Here is a 13,745-nt window from a genome sequence, read left to right as displayed (position 1 = left end):
TCTTCCACTTGGATCTGGGAGTTCAGGGACGACGCAGGGCGTCTTCGGCACCATAGCTGTTCGCCAGGACCGGAGCCGCCGAGCCCGACACGCCCTTGAGGCCCTCCAGCAGGTGCTTGCCGATGAGCGCGTCCGGCGGCAGCTCGATCGGGTACTCGCCGTCGAAGCACGCCGAGCACAGCCGCGTCTTGGGCTGCTCGGTCGCGGCGATGAGCTGCTCGAGCGACACGTACCCGAGCGAGTCGGCACCGACCGAACGCCGGATGCCGTCGTCGTCCAGGCCGTTCGCGATGAGCTCGGCCCGCGAGGCGAAGTCGATGCCGTAGAAGCACGGCCACTTGACCGGCGGCGACGCGATCCGCACGTGCACCTCGAGCGCACCGGCCTCGCGCAACATGCGAACGAGCGCGCGCTGGGTGTTGCCGCGCACGATCGAGTCGTCCACGACGACCAGCCGCTTGCCGCGGATGACGTCGCGCAACGGGTTGAGCTTCAGCCGGATGCCCAGCTGGCGGATGGTCTGCGACGGCTGGATGAACGTCCGGCCGACGTAGGCGTTCTTGACGAGACCCGAGCCGTACGGAATGCCGCTGGCCTGCGCGTACCCGATGGCGGCCGGCGTGCCGGACTCCGGCACCGGGATCACCAGGTCGGCCTCGGCCGGATGCTCCTTGGCGAGCCGGCGCCCGATCTCGACACGGGTGGCGTGCACACCGCGCCCGGCGATCGTGGTGTCCGGCCGAGCCAGGTAGACGTACTCGAAGATGCAGCCCTTGGGCTCGGGGTTCGCGAACCGCGTCGACCGCAGGCCGTCACCGTCGATCGCGATGAGCTCACCGGGCTCGACCTCGCGGACGAAACTCGCTCCGACGATGTCGAGCGCCGCGGTCTCACTCGCCACGACCCAGCCGCGCTCCAGCCGCCCGAGCACGAGCGGCCGCACACCGTGCGGGTCACGCGCCGCGTACAACGTGGACTCGTCGGAGAAGGTCAGGCAGTAAGCGCCCTTGACCGTGGGAAGCAACTCCAGCGCGGCCTGCTCGATGCCCTTGTCGGCCGCCGCGTGAGCGAGCAGCCCGCACAGGATGTCCGAGTCGGTCGTCGCGCCGTTGCGCTCGACGATGCCGAGCCCCTTGGCCTTGTCCCGCAACTCGGCGGTGTTCACGAGGTTGCCGTTGTGCCCGAGGCTCAACCCCGACCCGGCGGCCGTGGTGCGGAACGTGGGCTGCGCGTTCTCCCAGGTCGTGGACCCGGTGGTGGAGTAACGGCAGTGCCCGACGGCCACGTGGCCCTTCAGGCTCTGCAGGACCTGCTCGTCGAAGACCTGGCTGACGAGCCCGAGGTCCTTGAAGACGACGACCTGAGCCCCGTCTCCGACCGAGATGCCCGCAGCCTCCTGGCCGCGGTGCTGCAGGGCGTAGAGCCCGTAGTAGGTCAGCTTGGAGACGTCTTCACCTGGAGCCCAGACGCCGAAGACGCCGCACTCCTCACGAGGATCCTGTTCGGGCTGGGACTGGTCGGCGACCACCGAGTTGGCTCCCTCACGACGGGGCTGGCTACTTCCCGAGTGTAAGTGGAGTACTAGGGGAACTACCCCTATCGAACCCCTGGTGGGGTGACCAAACTCATGCGTTGTGACCCGGGATGACCCGGACGATCAAGCTTTCCTTCTCGTCATGCCTTTTTGCACCCGCTCAGCTGGGTCACGCCCGGGTTGGTCTGCGTCGCGGCCCGCGAGTGTTGCTTCGCGGTGCACCTCACCTGGTCGCCCACCTCGACCGGGCCGCCGCTGATCTCGGACATGTCCACCGACTGCGGGGACAGGGAGTCCTTCGCCGGGGCATCACTTGGCGCCGATCCGACGAGTTCCAGCTGGACCCGCTTCACCGGGCCGGTGGTCGGCGAGATCTTGAACTCGTCCACGTTGGTGACCTCGTACGTGACCTCCTGGTGCCAGTTGGAGGTGCATCCGGTCAGTGCCAGGCAGCCTGCGGCCACCACAAGGATCTTGCGCATCAAGCCTTCCTGCACCCGTTCAGCTCGGTCTGGACAGGGTTGGTCTGCGTCGCGCCCCGCGAGTGCTGCTTCGCGGTGCACGTCACCTGGTCACCCACCTCGACCGGGCCGCTGACGGCGGCCAACGCCACGTTCTGCGCGGACAGGGAGTCCTTGGCCAGCGCACCGCTCGGCGCCGATCCGGCGAGCTCCATCCGGACCCGCTTCTCCGGGTCCGAGCTCGGCGCCATCTTGTAGTCGTAGACCTCGATGACCTTGTAGGTGACCTCCGCCTGCCAGTCGGAGGCACATCCGGTCAGCACGAGACAGCCCGCGACCACCCCAACAATCTTGCGCATCAGGCCTTCCGGCAGTCCGTCAGGAAGGTGCGGACGTTGGAGTTCTCGAACGCGCTCCCCTTCTCCTGCCGGGCCGTGCACACGATCTCGTCGCCGACCGCGGCACCACCGCTGACCTCGCTCGTCGTCTTGAACCGAGGTGTCAGCGCCTTCGGATCCAGCGCGCCCTTCGGGGCGTCTCCCACCAGCTCGACCTTGAACATCTCGGTCGGGCTGCTGTGGTCGAGGGAGACGATCTTGTAGCGGACTTCCTCTCCCTGCCAGGACGCGGCACAACCCGTGAGCAGCAGACAACCGAGCACTACCGCAGCGACCTTGCGCATCAATGCCCCCGCCCGACCTGAAGAACGTCCAGCACGCGCCGGTCGCCGGTCATCTCCTTGAGGTTCATCCGGTTCCAGAGCCAGAAGTAGACGAGCTCGGCGTCGCCGGCGACCTGGGCGTCGCCTTCCTCGCCAGGGGCGGCGGCGCGGACCTCGGGCACCTCGCCGGCTGCGAGCGAGATCAGCCACGACTCGGGCACGTCGGTCGGTCGCACCACGGCGCTGCCGGACGCGTCGCTCGGGACGTCACCCGCGACCTTGGCCGCGACGATCGTGGTCAGCACCTCGTCGATGCCGTCGACGGCGAGGTCGGCGTCGGTGGCGACGAGCTGCCGCACGGTCGCCTGGGCGTCGAACCTGCGCAGCACCGTCTCGTGCGCGATCCGGCGGTGCCACACCCAGGCCAGGTCCGGCGCGGACGGCGAGAACGTCCACACAGGGCGGTTGCCCGGCACAGCTGTGAGGATCTCGTTGGCCGCTGTCAGCTGCAGGTCCAGGTACTCCAGCGGGGACAGGCCGGTGGGCGCGGACGGCGGCTGCAAAGGGGCGCGGCTTCCGGTGCGCAGGTACGCGGTGGACGTCTCCAGGAAGCGGGCGAGATGGATGACCAGGTCCTGCACGGTCCATCCAGGACGCGTCGGCACCTCGGCGGTGGGGTCCGCGTCCGCCACTGCCTTGCGGAACATCTCTGCCTGTTCGATGAACACAGCGGTCCACCGCTGAGCCGTCCACCCTGTCTGCGCCATGGGCGACATCGTGCCCGAAACGGTCCACGCATGAGTGAGGAACCGGTCATGATGCTTCTGCGTCGCATAGATCAAAGACCAACAGGGGGTGGCGATGTTCGGCGTTGAGCCAGAGCTGCTGCGCAACGCGTCCAAGGAGTTCGGCAACGGCTCCGACGCGGTGCGTGAGGCGGCGGAGATGATCTCGATGCTCCAGCTCGACGCGGGCGCCCTCGGTGAGGTGGACGCGGCGGCGGAGTTCGCGGCCGCACTGTCCAAGTTCGTCGGCACCCACTCCCAGGACCTCCAGCGCGGCTCCTCCTGGTTCACCGACGCCGCCGAGGGCCTGACCTCGAATGCCGACGCCTACCAGCGCACGGACGACGACCACGCGTCCGCGTTGACGAAGCTGATGCAGGGACTCGGGGGTGGCAAGTGAGCTACCCGGATCCGGAGAGCATCTACGGCAGGCTCGCCTCCGGCGACGCCGGTCGCATCGCGGCCGCGGCCGACCCGATCACCGGCGCGATCAGCGCGGTCGGGCGTGCGGGCGAATCGGTCGCCAAGGGAGGCAAGACCGCGGTCAGCAACTGGGTCGGCGAGACGGCGACGAAGTTCACCGCACGTGCTGAGCTGTCCGCGAGCGCCGCGAAGGCCGTTGGCGAACGCCTGGGCGCAGGTGTCGACATCGTGCAGGCGGCTTCCCGTGCCTACGGCCAGATGCGGGGCGCCGCCGACCAGGCGATCGGCGTGTGGCGCAGCCGTCCGCCGGGCCTCGACGAGGAGCAGACCCGCACGCTGGCAAGGCAGGTCAACGACTCGCTGAACAAGGTGAAGTCGGGCTACGACAACGTGTTGCGTTCCTACGCGAGTGCCCTCACCAAGATCCCGCCAGGTTTCGAGGAGTCCGCGCGGACCGACTGCGGCTGGGACCGAGCCGCCCAGCGCTCGGGTCCCGGCGGCGCGCTGCCACCGTTTCCGCCGCCGGGCAGCGACCCGCAGGCCGTGCGCGACTGGTGGAACAAGCTCAGCAAAGAGGAAAAGGAAGCGCTGGCCAAGGCCAAGCCAGAAGAGCTCAGCAAGATCAAGGGCCTGCCCGCCGAGGGCCTGGACATGGCCAACCGCGAGCGCATCCGGCAGGACAAGGATCGGTTCGAGGCGCAGAAGCAGGACCTGCAGCGGCAACTCGCGGACCGAGCTCGCGAACTCGGCATCGACCCGAACACGTCCGACGGTCAGCGTGCCCTGCGCAACGACCCACAGGCCGCGCAGCTCATGTCGGACTACGACGATGCCGCCCGCCGCGCCAAGAACGCCACCGACGCGACGCTTGCTTTGGAACAGGCGAACACCCTCAGCGCGGAGACCGGCAAGAAGGCCTACGTCCTGCAGTGGAGCCCTGACGGACCTGGTGCCAAGGAAGGCACGATGGCGGTGGCGTTCGGTGACCCCGACACCGCCAAGAACCTCGCGGTGACAGTGCCCGGTACGGGATCCGGTCTGGACGATTTCAGCATGGAACAGGCGGCGCAGCTCAGCGCCGCGATGGGCGCCGACGGCGCCGCCATCCAGTGGTTCGGCTACGACGCTCCGGAGTTCATGCCCGGCCAGGTGGACGACCCGGCACAGGCGAAGGAAGGCGGGGCGCTCCTGGCCCAGGACGTCGCGAACTACCGCGAGCGCAACCCCGGCGCCCACGTCACCGTGGTCGGCCACAGCTACGGCAGCACGGTCGTCGGCTACTCGGCGATGGACAACGGGTTGAAGGCGGACGACATCGCGTTCGTCGGCTCACCGGGCGTCGGTGCGTCCAATGTGGACCAGATCCCGCCAGGTCGCGGCCACGTGTACGTCGGCGGTGCCGAGCACGACCCGATCATCCAGCTGACGAGTGGCGACTGGTTCACCAAGGACGGGTCGTCGACCGGGCCTTACGACTCGTCGTTCGGCGCGAAGCAGTTCGGCACGTCCGGCCAGGACTGGGTCGGGCACGCGCACTCCTCCTACTACGACAAGGGCAGCGAGTCGCTGGACAACCTGGCCAAGATCGCCACCGGTCACGGCGGCGACGTCAGCGAGCAGCGGTGGCAGGACTCGCCTACGCCGGTCGAGGTGCCCGGCTCGGACCTGCCGGTGGCGGGGCCGATCATCGACTGGGGCGTCAACACCGGCAAGGAGGTCGTCGACATGGGCGAGGACATCTGGCGCGGTGGCGGTCAGGTCGTCGACGACATCTCGAAGGGCAACTGGGGTGACGCGGCCGGCCACGCGGTGGACACCGTCGGCGAGGTGGCGAGCGATGCGGTCGACGTCGTGGCCGACACGGTGGGCAACACCATCGAGGCCGGGCGAGACGTCGTCGAGGGTGGCGTGAACATCGTCAAGGGCGTTGGCTCGACGATCGGGTCGTGGTTCTAGAACTTCACGATAGGTAGCAGGCTTGAGAGGTCGGCTCGGGTCCCGGAAGCGGTGACCCGAGCGCCGTCCAGCGCGGCGGACCACCCCAGGGTGCCCGTGGCCAGTTCCAGCCACGTGCGGGGGTCGGTCTCGACGACGTTCGGGGGCGTGCCGCGGGTGTGGCGCGGGCCTTCGACGCACTGCACGGCGGCGAACGGCGGGACGCGGACCTCGACGCTGCGGCCCGGCGCGATCTGTTCGAGGGTGCGCAGGCTCAGGCGGACGGCTGCGGCCAGCGTGGGGCGTTCTGGCTGGTCAGCCTCTCCGCGCAGCCAGGGGAGGACGGCCTCGACCGCGGCGCGCATTTCGGCGGGGTCGACGGCTCTGGCTGGCACGTGGCCCACATTAGCGAAGTGACAGCGGCCGTCTCGGGGCTGTTGGTATATCTGGGCGGTGATCAGTAACTTCGCCGTGGTCGGTTCCGGGCAGGCGACGAGGGAGCGGCTGACGGCGGCTCTCGCGGCCGCGCCGGACATGGCCGTCTACCGGATCGGGCGGGGTGCGGACCCGTTGCCGGTCGCGGCCACCTTCGATCCGGCCGATCAGGCCGGGTGCCGGAGTCTGCTGGACTGGTTCGAGCGCGGGGCGCCCTCCGGGGCGGTGCTGCTGGTGGACGACTGGGCGTTGTGCGCCGGGCAGGACGCCGGGCTCGACGGTGTCGTGGAGTGGATCGCGGGCTTCGGGCCCGCGCGTGGCGTGCAGGTCGTGGTCACGGCGCGGAAGTGGACCGATCTGTCCCCTCGGTTGCGGCGGCAGTTGCTCGGTCAGCCGACGGATTTCCTGGCGTTGCACGGCATTGAGGCCGATCTGAGCGGTATGTGGCAGCGCAACGACTTCACGGCCGCCGCGGGGGTCGACGAGCGGGGCTGGCCGGTGCACGTCGAGGTCGGGATCGGCAGCGCCGTGCACCGCGGCCTGCCGCAGCAGGTGCAGGGCTTGTTGCTGGGGCTGATGGTCACGCACTCGGCGGACTACCTGCAGTACCTCTTCATCGACGGTGACGGCAGCGGGGTCTTCGACCCGCTGGCATTCGCACCGCAGGTCACACACACGATGACGCCGGCGGCCGACGACGCGATGGTGATCCGGTTGCTGGACGCGTTCTACGGCGAGATCGCGCGACGGCAGGAGACCGTGCACAAGGGCGGGTTCAAGAACCTCCACGAGTACCGGGAGGCGATGCTGGACGGCGCGGATCTGGAGCCCGTCGCCGACTTCCTGGTCTGCGTCACCGGCGCGGAGGCGTTGCTCGCCAGGGAACCGAAGTACCTCCCGGCGCTGCTGACCGCGATGCGCGGCGGACGTGGGGTGGGCATGCACGTCCTGTTCGTCGGCGAGGTGCCCGAGGGCATCCCGTACGAGCTGCCGGAGTGGCCGCTCGCGACGCCGACCCACGACCTGGCCGAGATGACGGACAGGCTCCCGAACGTGCCGGGCGCCGGAATCGCTTACCAGATCATGCTTCCGCCGCTGGGTTACGACGGCGAACCGCTGACGCTGGGCATGCTGCCGCAGGGCGCGCTCGGCCTGATCGACAACCCCTACGAGCACCGCCGCGACCTGCTCGTGCCGCAGTTCAGCCAGGAACTGCGGCACGGGGCAATCGTCGGCGCGCCCGGCACCGGCAAGAGCGCGACCATGCGCACCCTCGCCGCTGTCCTCGGCGACCTGAGCGCGTACCAGCTGCTCGACGGGCCCGGCGAGCCCCTCGACCAGCAGCGGCACATCGTGGTGACCGCGCGGTCGTGGGACCAGGTACCGTCGTTCATCAGGGACAGCCTCGCGTTCGGCATCGAGCTGCGCCTGGACGACCCGACCACCTCACTGATCAACGCCCGCAGCGCCTCGCACGTGCCGCACCAGCCCGGCATCGGGCTGTCCGTGCGGGACAAGACCGCCGTACAGATCGCGATCCCGTGACCCAGCAGATCTACCGCATCGGCCGAGGTGCCCCGCCCGGACCGGTCAACGTCTCGTTCGACCCCACCGACCACCGCCGGTGTCAGAACCTGCTGACGTGGTTCGAACGCGGCGGCGAGCCGGGCGCGACCCTGCTGATCGACAACTGGAAGCTCTGCGAGGAAGCCGATCCCGGCCTCGCCCAGTCGCTCAGGTGGATCACCGCGATGGCCCGCGGCGTCGAGGTGATCATCACGGCGGGCTCGCCGAACGACGTTCCGGAATACCTGCGATCGTTGGTACGACTGGACTTCCTCGCTCTGCACGGCCTGGGTGGCTTCACCAGGGCGGAAGCGTGGAAGGGTGAGTGGGGGACGGTTCCGATCGGTGTCGACGGGGACGGCGACCCGGTCAGCGTGGAGCTCACCGACTCCGACGAGCAGTACCGGAGAGGTTCGCATCTCTGCGCGACCGCACCGGAAGCCTTCCGCAGCCTGGTGCTGGGCCTGATGACGACCCATTCGCCCAAGGTGTTCCAGGCGGTGTTCATCGACGCCCACGACACCACCACGTTCGCAGGGCTGGACCAAGCACCGCACGTACACGCGCACTACCGAGGCGTGGCAACGGATCCCGGCCAGGTCGCCGGGACCCTGCTGGCCGAGTCGGAACGCCGCCTCGAGGTCGTCGGCAACACCTGGACGATCTTCCACCACCGCGGCTTCGACCAGGTTCTGCCGCAGCTGCTGATCTGCGTCAACGGGCTGGACGACATCCTCGCCGCGGCACCGGAGTTCGGCACCGCGCTGGCGACCATCGCCCAGGACGTCGGCAAGTCCGGGATGCAGCTGCTGCTCGACAGCCCGCACGACCTGGCACCGCACCAGGTTCCCGGCTGCACCGTGCCCGCGAACCTCGACGAGGTGGCCAGGTCGTTGCCGCTGCTCATGAACAAGGCCGAACCGGTACCGGATTTCTTCGCACTGCACGGACTGCCCGACGGCTTCGACCGGCAGCACGCGTGGCGGATGCGCCCGGTCCGCGAGCAGTACCGGGTCGCTGTCGGGACGGACGAGCACGGTCAGCCGATCGACATCGACATCAAGTCGGCCAGCCTGCAGGACGGCATGGGGCCGCACGGCGAGGTGGTCGCGCCGGCCGCACGCCGCGCGGAGGTCATCCGCGCGATGCTGCTCGGCCAGATCCTGTGGCACTCACCGGACGAGCTTCAGCTCATCCTCATCGACTTCCACGGCTCGGGGGTGTTCGCGGGGCTCGAAAGCGCACCGCACGTGTACGGGTCGTACCGCGTGGAGGCGGCCACCGCGAGCCGGATTCTCGAGGCACTGCAAGGCGAACAGGAGCGGCGCACCAACGTGCTCGTCGGCGGCGGCAACTACCAGACCACCTGGGACTACCGCGAAGCACGCGTCAACGGCGCCCCGCTCGACCCGCTGCCCGAGGTGCTCGTCTGCATCGACGGCGTGCAGGGCCTCATCGACCAGCACCCGGAGTTCCTCGAGGTCCTGCAGACCTTCGGACGAGTCGGACGCAGCTACGGCCAGCACCTCCTGCTGTCCGACACGGCTCCGGCGGCCGACCTGAAGAGCTTCCTCGCGTACCACTTCGAGCTCACCGGCGAGAACTGGACGCGGCGCATCGGCAGGTCGGTGGAGAGCTTCGCGCTCCCACCAGATCTCGACGAGACCACGAAGTCGCTGCCGCACGCGATGCGTCAGGTCGAAGCCGTGTGCGACCAGCTCCTGCCGCCACCGCTGCACAAGTGGACCGACATCACGCTCGACCAGTTCACCGTGATCGCCCCGGAGCACAGGACGGTGCCGGTGGGTCTGCGCGACAACCCGTTCGAGCACCGGGTCGACGTGTTCGACGCGAACTTCGGCGGCACCGGCCGGCACGGCGCGATCGTCGGCAAGCCCGGTTCCGGGCGCACCACGGCGATGCGCACGCTGACCGAGTCGATCACCAGAACCTTCGGCTCCACCAGCGGTTTCCACCTGGAGGACGGCCCGCTGTACGGCCGCCCGGAGGCTCAGCACGTCGTCGTCACCGCGTCGTCGTGGGCCGAGGTGCCGCAGTTCGTCAGGGACAGCCTGGCGTGGGGCGTCGAGCTGAAGCTGACGGACCCGACCTGGTCGATCGTGGATGAACGCCGGCAGGCGGATCTCCCCGATCGACCGGGCACGGGCCTCTGCGTGCACCAGAAGCAACAGGTGCGGATCGCTATTACCTCATGAGTGGCGGCGCAGCTTGCGTTGCGCGTCATAGAGGTTGCGAGGAGTGACCTCGGTCGAGCCGTAGAGCTCCAGGCGGGAGTTCAGCGCTCCGGCGAAGTCCGGCTTGTCGATCTGGCCGAAGTCGCGGACCTCGGAGATGGCGACGGTGGCGCTGCACGGGGCGACCAGGTCGATGCGGACGTTGCCGGCACGCTGGTTGGTGACGGTGACGTTCCAGTGCGCGAACCTGGCGCCGTACAAGGGTCCTGCGTCTGCGCTACCGCCGTGCGCACCGACGTTGTTGATGGTGATCTCGGTGCGGACGTTGGCGAACGGGAGACCGCGATGGGTGTCGAAGACGTCGTGGTCCATCCGGCCGCGGGTCCAGACGTTGCCGCAGGACAGGCCCTCCACGTTCAGGCCGTGGTTGCCCGCGCCAGGCTGTGAGGGCTCGGACGGTGCCTCGATCACGAAGCCGTCGGTGAGGTTGTCGTGCGACTGCTCGCGGGTCGCGTACGCGTGGTGGTGACCGCGGCCGGAGACCTTCGTGTTCAGCAGCGAGATTCCCTTGGCGGACACCAGCAGGAAGCCGTTGTCGACGTCCTGGACGTGCACGTCGTCGGCCCAGCAGTCCCAGGCGCACTGGAACGCGACGCCGTTGTACCCCTTGTCCTGCAGGTGCCTCGGCGTGGGAACCTTGAACATCTCGATCTTGATGCCCTCGACACCGGCGCCGGTGATCACCGGTGCCATGGTGGTCAGGCGCGCCTTCCACTCCGGGCGGATCTCCAGCGGCAACGGCTGCGCAAGCTTGACCCTGTTGCCGCGCACCCACTCCACGCGCACCGGCCACAGGAACGGGAAGTACGACAGGAGCTTGGTCTTGTCGTCCCACCGGTAGGTCGTCGTGCCGGGCACGTCACCGCACATGTGCTTCGGCAGCGAGTACTCGGAGTCGTCCAGCCGCAGCAGCACGCGCTGGCCGGCACGCAGCTTCCGTCCATTCTCGACGGTCACGACGAACGCACCCCGTGCCGCGGAGCCGGAAACCGTCGTCAGGGTCTCACCGGCTTCCAGCTCGTTGCCGGTCCAGCCCTCGAACGGCCACTTCTTGGCCTTGATGGCGTCGACCAGGGGCTGGTAGCGGGCGCGGTGGCACACCCACACCAGGCCGCCGGACCAGCTCCACGCCGAGTTCTCCGAGCCGTAGCGGCTGCGGTTGATGCCGACGATCTCCTCGAGCGAGCGGGTCGCGTAGAAGGTCGTCTTCGCGCTACCCGCACCGCGCAGCACCACGTTGTCGTAGCCGATGCGGATGATGTCGTCGATCCGATAGCGGCCCGGCGGCACGAAAACGGTGCCTCCGCCCAATCGGCCGACGAACTCGATCGCCTTGTTGATCGCACCGGAGGCGTCGGCCGAGCCATCGCGGCGGGCGCCGAAGAAGAGGACGTTGGCGAGCACGGGCCTGCGCGGCGGGCGCTCACCCGTGCGGTAGCCGGCAAAGGCGATGTTCGGGATCTGCGGGTGGTTGTACGGGTTGGCAACGAATTCTTGCCACAGCGAAGCGGAGGGCTCGGCGTACGCCGTCCCCGTCAACACTGACGTCCCGATCAGTGCAGCCCCTGTAGCCAGCAGGAACCGCCGTCTGTCGATGCTCATTTCGCCGTCTCCAAGGGGTCTTGGCCACGGCGGCGGTGCTCAGATCAAACCAGACATCAGTCGCCGGCGGAACGAACCGCTTCGGCGATGAGTTCGTCGACCTGGTGCATGAGCCGGCGCGCGTCGGTCGGCGTGAACGTGCTCCACGGCGGCTGACCGTTCGAGGCACGGCGTTGCTGCAGGTAGCGGCCCTCTTCTGTGTCGAAGAACGACACCACGCGGTCCGGGCGGCAACGCTTGCCGTACTTGTCGCGGGCGGCGGCACCGAAGTTCCCGGTGCGCTCCAGGCCGGTGAACATCTTCACCAGCGCCTTCGCGTCGTCCTCGCGCAGACCGATGTTCCGGAACGCCGCGTCCATCGACTTCGGCGACCCGTCGGTGTTCCCGAGGGCCTTCTCGATGTCCTCGCTCGGCACCGTCACCGACATCCCGGTGCCGGCGGGATGCGCGGGCAGCACGGACAGCAACGCCGAGGCGAGCCCGGAGCCCGCCCACGGCTGGAACGTCAGTTGCTTGTCCTGCAACGTCGCCAGCGCGCCGAAGTCGCCGTTCGCGACCGCGAGGACACGCAAGCTGTGGCCGAGCCAGAGGCGGCCGTCCGCCTCCCGCTCGGGCTTCACGAACATGCGCAGCAGTCCGTCCAGCTCGGCGGAAAGCCCGCGCGAGTTGCCCAGCCGGCGCTGGTCGAGCTGCTGGTGGACGCGGTTCTCCAGCGCGATGCGCTCGTCGCGCGTCTTGCCGGGCGAAGGAACCTTGAGCACGAGTGGCATGGGACCGACGTTCAGCCGCTCCCACACCACGTCGAACTCCTCTGCGGAGAGAGTGATCGGCTCCCTCTCCGAAGGGCTGCCGAACAGACTCACTCCGGAAGGCCTCCGATGACCGGGGGCGCGACCATGCGCTCGTCGCCGAACACGTCGTCGGTCTCGACCAGGTAGTCGGCCGCCTTGTGCTCGATGTCGTCCTCGCCCTCGCCCTTCTGGCCCTGCGCGCCACCGGCACCCATGCCGCCGGCGGCACCGCCCTTGCCGCCACCCGCACCGGCGCCCATGGCACCGCCGCGCATCGCGTCGGGACCGGAGCCCATGCCGGGCATGCCGCCGGGCTTCATGCCGCTCTGGCTGGACGAGCCGAGCGAACCCGACATCGGGCCGAACGACTTGCCGCCACCGAGCTGACCACCGCGAACGCCGTTGGAGCCGCCACCACCGGGCCCGCCCGTGGACGGCCGGGTGAACACCGGGCCGGGCGCGACCGGGGTCGGCGTCGGCGTCGGGGTGGGCGTCGGGTGCGGGAGGCTCGTCGGCGGCGGGGTCGGGGTGGGCGTGGGCGTCGGCTGCGTCCACGAGACGTGGGTGTCGGTGCCGGGAGGCGTCCAGGTCGGCGTGGGCGTGACCGGCGGGCCCGACGGCGGCGGCGTCCACGACGGCGAGGTCGTGCCGGTGTTGCCGGACGGCGAGTACGGGCCGGTCGACGTGTAGCCGACGCGCGTGCTGCCGGTGCCGGTGTCGCCGGGAGGCGGCGTGTCGATCACGACCTGCGGCGGGTCCGGGAACTCGCCGAGCGTCGAGGAGTTCCAGCGGCTGTCTGACTGGTAGTCCTCCATGACCTTCACGGCCTGGGCCGCGGCGTTGTCCGCGGCGGCTTCCTGGCGCTCGTGGTCGAGCTGCTGGCCGACGACGTGCGCCACGCCGATGCCACCGGCGAGACTGCCGACGGCGTAGTCCATGAAGCCGGGCTTCTCGGTCGTGATCGGGACGACCTCGGGCATCTTCTTGCGCGCGTCGGCGATGAACTCGCCCTGCAGACGGGCGGAGCTCTCCATGGTGCTCGCGCCGCGCTCGGCGAATCCAGCCCACTCGGCCAGCGGCGACAATGCGCCCTGGGCAGCGTCGGCGGCATCCGACTCCCAGCCGGCGCCCATCTTGGTGAGCGCGGTGTGCAGGTCGCTGTCGATCTGCGCGAGCGTCGTGGCGATGGTCTTCCAACCGGCCTCGACCGGGATGGAGACGGCGACGCCGGGGCCCGAGTTGATCATCTTGTACAGCTCGGGGTGGTCGTACCCCTGAAAACGGTGGTCGGACATCG

At 69.3% G+C, this 13,745-nt stretch carries 13 protein-coding genes; 4 read left to right on the top strand and 9 right to left on the bottom strand.

The annotated features are described in order from the left end of the window. Positions 1-22: 22 nt before the first annotated feature. The 5 genes from purF to ACIA8G_RS23935 all read right to left on the bottom strand — a co-directional run bounded on the left by purF (position 23) and on the right by ACIA8G_RS23935 (position 3,423). A complete protein-coding gene (purF, locus tag ACIA8G_RS23955; protein WP_396420883.1) occupies positions 23-1,528 on the bottom strand; it encodes an amidophosphoribosyltransferase in 1,506 nt (501 codons plus the stop codon). 146 nt (positions 1,529-1,674) lie between these two features. Continuing rightward, positions 1,675-2,016 (bottom strand): hypothetical protein, encoded by a 342-nt coding sequence (locus tag ACIA8G_RS23950; protein WP_396420882.1) that lies wholly within the window; start codon positions 2,014-2,016, stop codon positions 1,675-1,677. Continuing rightward, entirely contained in the window at positions 2,016-2,354 is a 339-nt protein-coding gene (locus ACIA8G_RS23945) for a hypothetical protein (protein ID WP_396420881.1), read from the bottom strand. Before ACIA8G_RS23945 ends, ACIA8G_RS23950 begins: the two co-directional genes overlap by 1 nt. Next, positions 2,354-2,677, bottom strand: a complete 324-nt coding sequence (locus ACIA8G_RS23940) for a hypothetical protein (RefSeq protein ID WP_396420880.1) — start codon at positions 2,675-2,677, stop codon at positions 2,354-2,356. The genes ACIA8G_RS23945 and ACIA8G_RS23940 overlap by 1 nt, the downstream gene beginning before the upstream one ends. Next, complete coding sequence (locus ACIA8G_RS23935; protein WP_396420879.1) at positions 2,677-3,423, bottom strand: maleylpyruvate isomerase N-terminal domain-containing protein; 747 nt, start codon at positions 3,421-3,423, stop codon at positions 2,677-2,679. Before ACIA8G_RS23935 ends, ACIA8G_RS23940 begins: the two co-directional genes overlap by 1 nt. A gap of 94 nt (positions 3,424-3,517) precedes the next feature. Here ACIA8G_RS23935 and ACIA8G_RS23930 point away from each other — a divergent pair, with 94 nt between their 5' ends. Beyond that, positions 3,518-3,841 (top strand): type VII secretion target, encoded by a 324-nt coding sequence (locus ACIA8G_RS23930; RefSeq protein ID WP_396420877.1) that lies wholly within the window; start codon positions 3,518-3,520, stop codon positions 3,839-3,841. Then, on the top strand, positions 3,838-5,820 hold the full coding sequence (locus ACIA8G_RS23925) for an alpha/beta hydrolase (protein WP_396420875.1): 1,983 nt from the start codon (positions 3,838-3,840) through the stop codon (positions 5,818-5,820). The genes ACIA8G_RS23930 and ACIA8G_RS23925 overlap by 4 nt, the downstream gene beginning before the upstream one ends. Here ACIA8G_RS23925 and ACIA8G_RS23920 read toward each other — a convergent pair. Further along, positions 5,817-6,164: a sterol carrier family protein gene (locus tag ACIA8G_RS23920; protein WP_396421266.1), complete on the bottom strand. Its 348-nt coding sequence runs from the start codon at positions 6,162-6,164 to the stop codon at positions 5,817-5,819. The two genes, ACIA8G_RS23925 and ACIA8G_RS23920, sit on opposite strands and share 4 nt — an antisense overlap. 88 nt (positions 6,165-6,252) lie before the next feature. Between ACIA8G_RS23920 and ACIA8G_RS23915 the strand changes: the two genes are divergently transcribed. Together ACIA8G_RS23915 and ACIA8G_RS23910 are read left to right on the top strand one after the other, a co-directional pair. After that, the gene (locus ACIA8G_RS23915; protein ID WP_396420874.1) at positions 6,253-7,779 is read left to right on the top strand and encodes a hypothetical protein; all 1,527 of its coding nucleotides are present in this window, start codon (positions 6,253-6,255) and stop codon (positions 7,777-7,779) included. Beyond that, the gene (locus ACIA8G_RS23910) at positions 7,776-10,016 is read left to right on the top strand and encodes an FtsK/SpoIIIE domain-containing protein (RefSeq protein WP_396420873.1); all 2,241 of its coding nucleotides are present in this window, start codon (positions 7,776-7,778) and stop codon (positions 10,014-10,016) included. The genes ACIA8G_RS23915 and ACIA8G_RS23910 overlap by 4 nt, the downstream gene beginning before the upstream one ends. On the opposite strand, the gene ACIA8G_RS23905 is transcribed toward ACIA8G_RS23910, so the two are convergent. Genes ACIA8G_RS23905 through ACIA8G_RS23895 form a run of 3 tightly spaced genes read right to left on the bottom strand, consistent with a single transcriptional unit; the run spans position 10,011 to position 13,743 of the window. Then, on the bottom strand, positions 10,011-11,657 hold the full coding sequence (locus ACIA8G_RS23905; RefSeq protein WP_396420872.1) for a glycosyl hydrolase family 28-related protein: 1,647 nt from the start codon (positions 11,655-11,657) through the stop codon (positions 10,011-10,013). The two genes, ACIA8G_RS23910 and ACIA8G_RS23905, sit on opposite strands and share 6 nt — an antisense overlap. 56 nt (positions 11,658-11,713) lie before the next feature. Further along, positions 11,714-12,520, bottom strand: coding sequence for an ESX secretion-associated protein EspG (locus ACIA8G_RS23900; RefSeq protein ID WP_396420871.1), 807 nt, complete (start codon positions 12,518-12,520; stop codon positions 11,714-11,716). Then, the gene (locus tag ACIA8G_RS23895; protein ID WP_396420870.1) at positions 12,517-13,743 is read right to left on the bottom strand and encodes a PPE domain-containing protein; all 1,227 of its coding nucleotides are present in this window, start codon (positions 13,741-13,743) and stop codon (positions 12,517-12,519) included. Before ACIA8G_RS23895 ends, ACIA8G_RS23900 begins: the two co-directional genes overlap by 4 nt. Positions 13,744-13,745: the final 2 nt, after the last annotated feature.

Source organism: Lentzea sp. NPDC051213, assembly GCF_044455585.1.
Lineage (GTDB): Bacteria > Actinomycetota > Actinomycetes > Mycobacteriales > Pseudonocardiaceae > Lentzea.
This window is presented reverse-complemented; position numbering and strand designations above follow the sequence as displayed.